We start from the raw sequence: 1,640 nt of genomic DNA on the forward strand, positions 1-1,640 counted from the left end.
TTGAATTGCGCTGAAGTCTGACCCGAGGGGGGTGCGGATAAATACTTGGACTGGTTTATGCCGCAAATCCAAGACTCTCTCGGTATTCGATGGGGCTAAGAGAGCCAAGAGAGATCTTGATCCGCTTCTCGTTGTACCAGCGGATGTAGGAATCGACTACCTCAATGAACTGCTCAATGGTGGTGGTCTTCCAGTCCCGAGGGTGGAACAGTTCCGTTTTCAGCCGTCCAAAGAAGCCTTTGCATGCAGCGTTGTCAGGCGAATACCCCTTGCGCGACATCGAGCGAATCAACTTTGCATCACCGATCCTCGATAGCCAACCGGGCCAGCGATAGTGGGCTCCACGATCAGAGTGGACGACGGGTCGGTCATTGCCGCCGGCCACCGTCTCGATGGCTGCATCGAGCATCGTGTTGACAAGTTCGGCGTCGGGGTGCGTTCCAAGGGTCCAGCTGATGACCATGCCATCGAAGCAGTCGATGATGGGCGACAGGTACACCTTGCCGGCCGGGATCTGGAACTCTGTGATGTCGGTGAGCCACTTCTCGTTCGGGGCCGCTGCGTGGAAGTCGCGATTGATGAGATTCTCGGGCGCTGGGGTGATTTCACCCAGGTAGGAGCCGTACCGACGCCGCTTGGGCTTGGCGACGACCAGACTCTCCTGTTTCATCAACCGCTGCACGACCTTCTCGGAGATGGTCACGCACTGCCTGCTCAACGACGCCTGCAGCCTGCGATAGCCGTAGCAGCGGTGGTTCAGCTCGAAGATGTCGGTGAGGGTTTGCCGCAGCGCAAGGTACTTGTCTGCCACTTTTACACGGGCTCGATGGTAGAAGTACGAGCTGCGCGCCAGATCCAAATGGGCCAGGAGCTCTGGCAGGGTATAGAGTTCTTTGAGGGCGTCAACCAGCAATGTCTTCTCCCGGTTCGTCAGGAGTTGCAGACCGGCGCCCAGGCCTTTTTTTAATATTTCATTGGCCTTCTTCAAGAGATCGCGTTCGAGCTGCAGTTGCCGGATGTCGCGTTGTAGGGATTCGAGCTGGCGCTGCAGCTCCGCCCGTTCTGGCATCGGCACTGGCGGTGAATTGTTGCTGTGTTTCATGGATGCGGGAGCCTTACGGCCAAGTAGCTGGTTCTTCCAGTTGTACAGCGTCGGCCTGCAAACGCCTAATTTGTCAGCCACGGCCTGCGCAGTTTCTTGTCGGCTGCACAGCTCGATGACCCCGGCCTGTTTCATCGACTCGGGATACCTTGGGCGCCCAACGCTGCCAACGACGGCTTTCCTGCTCTGAGGAAGCGCCTCGCGAACCCAAGCGGTCAATGTCCCACGACCCGGGTAGTCCAGCGCCCTCATGGTGGCGGCAATGCATAGATCGTGCGTGAGGTAGTGCTCAACAGCCGCCTCCTTCTGCGCCTGCGAGTACTTGGGTTCCCGGCCCGCATAGCCCACCGGCAAATCGAGCCGTCGCTCATATTCCCGGTGCCAGCCCTTCAGGGCATTCTTGGTTGGGTAACCCAGCTGGCAGATGGTTGGCCTCACGCGTTTGCCGAGTTTGATGTAAAGCTCAACCGCTCGAATCCTGTCTTTGTACGAATACATGAACTACCTCCTGGTAGTCCAAGTTTTTGTCCGCATCCCC

1 protein-coding gene is annotated in these 1,640 nt (G+C 57.9%); it reads right to left on the reverse strand.

Features of this window, described 5'->3' with window-relative positions; translation table 11 throughout:
* Positions 1–55: 55 nt before the first annotated feature.
* Positions 56–1,600, reverse strand: a complete 1,545-nt coding sequence (locus ACFQND_RS12305) for an IS3 family transposase (RefSeq protein ID WP_371434786.1) — start codon at positions 1,598–1,600, stop codon at positions 56–58.
* Positions 1,601–1,640 lie beyond the last annotated feature (40 nt).

It is taken from the genome of Polaromonas aquatica, assembly GCF_042659145.1.
Classification (GTDB): domain Bacteria; phylum Pseudomonadota; class Gammaproteobacteria; order Burkholderiales; family Burkholderiaceae_C; genus Polaromonas; species Polaromonas aquatica.

Bases quoted from the DNA above. Each gene is read 5' to 3' on its own strand.
- ACFQND_RS12305 (WP_371434786.1), bottom strand. From the start codon at position 1,600: ATGTATTCGTACAAAGACAGGATTCGAGCGGTTGAGCTTTACATCAAA.